General features: G+C 55.2%; 1 protein-coding gene. It reads right to left on the reverse strand.

Going from position 1 to position 1016, the window contains the following annotated elements; translation table 11 throughout:
• Positions 1–485 precede the first annotated feature (485 nt).
• Complete coding sequence (locus L6H65_RS26405) at positions 486–788, reverse strand: hypothetical protein (protein WP_236347762.1); 303 nt, start codon at positions 786–788, stop codon at positions 486–488.
• Between the last annotated feature and the right edge of the window lie 228 nt (positions 789–1016).

A 1016-nucleotide genomic window follows, 5' to 3' on the forward strand; every position in this document is an offset into this window, starting at 1 on the left:
GCTGAGAAGCTGGACGAGTTGCTTACTACAGCAGCAGAAACCGTCAAGAACGCTTAACCCTCACTAATGGCTGAATCCCCTCGCTTTCCTCTCCGGTTCCGGTTCGCCAATCGGAGGGGATGGGCAAGGTGGGCAAGTATTGGGCAAGGGGGTGGGCAAGCATGCTCCCGAACGCTCCGGACGGCTCTGCTTACTATGGACAAGATGGACAAGTATCTAAATATCCCTCAACGGGAACAACAGACCGATACCTGCAACCAAACCAAAAGGTATAGTTTTCTGACCTTGCCCATCTTGTCCATTACTTCCATCGCCGCTCACTACGGCTCTGCTTCACCCTGCCCATACCTTGCCAGAACCTTGTCCACCTTGCCCATTATTAATCCCCAACAGCAACAAAGGCGATGCCTAGCAGGGGGAGTGGCTGAATAATAATTCAAGAGCAAGCAAGAGAAGCCAAGCGAGTCCCCATGCTGTGGCTGAATCTATGCTTGCTCTTGCTGTTCCTGCGTTTGGTGCTGGCGGTTGTTGGACTCCGGGAGTACTCTTGCTCCGAACGGCTCCCGGTCGTGATGGTTTGCGCGGTGGGTCAGCTTTCGTTCAGCCGCGTCTACTCCCCCGAAGCCCCACCTTTCCGATGCCGACGCCGCCAAACCGGGGGATACCGGGACCGCCAAGGAAAGCGAAGCGAATTGCTCCGGAAGGTGATCGCCCACTTGCTCCGCACGAAAGGTTATGTCGCGCCTGTTTGTAGATGTACGGAAGCAAAACCGACGAGCGTTCAACAACCACCTGACCCGACCTCCCTATTGCGGCTGACTCCGGGGTTCCTGCAACTGCTTTCCTCGGGTTCTTGTTTGCAAGCTGTTGACAGAAAAGCCCAAAGAGGGCTGCGACAGGTTACATGCTCATAACCTGCTACAGCCCCCAAACCCACGTCCCACGCGGCTTCCCGGTTCTTATTCTTTCCCTGTCGCTATCGGATTGTCAGGGTAAGAAATCCAATCGCTCCAGCT

Origin of the sequence: Paenibacillus plantiphilus (assembly GCF_927798095.1) — a bacterium.
GTDB classification, from domain to species: domain Bacteria; phylum Bacillota; class Bacilli; order Paenibacillales; family Paenibacillaceae; genus Paenibacillus_Z; species Paenibacillus_Z plantiphilus.